The 318-nt window shown below is 45.6% G+C and carries 1 protein-coding gene; it reads right to left on the bottom strand.

What is annotated here, in order from left to right; all coding sequences use genetic code 11:
* Positions 1 to 225: fibronectin type III domain-containing protein (locus tag A3756_RS27320; protein ID WP_231875491.1), on the bottom strand; the 225-nt coding region annotated here is incomplete at its 3' end.
* Positions 226 to 318 lie beyond the last annotated feature (93 nt).

The raw sequence follows: 318 nt of genomic DNA, 5'->3' as shown, positions 1-318 counted from the left end.
AGCGGTCTGAACTTGGAAGTAATAAAATGTATCAGGCTGTAAGCCGGTCACTGGCAAAGTATGCGAAGCCCTTAAACCGTTTTTACTTTCAATTTGCTCAAGTTCATCTATCGAAGTACCGATTACTAGACGAGTCGTTGCAGGCTCACTAGTTTTCCAGCGAATGACGACGCTTTGATGTGTAATATTCAGTATTAATGGGCTGCCGATAATAATGGGTGCCATGGTGTCTGGTGAGGCCAGGGTTGTAAAGGTTATCGGCGTGCTGATAGTCGGGCCGTTTCCATGCCTGTCTGTGGAAGATACCGTTAAGGTATA

It is taken from the genome of Oleiphilus sp. HI0086, assembly GCF_001635225.1.
This window is presented reverse-complemented; position numbering and strand designations above follow the sequence as displayed.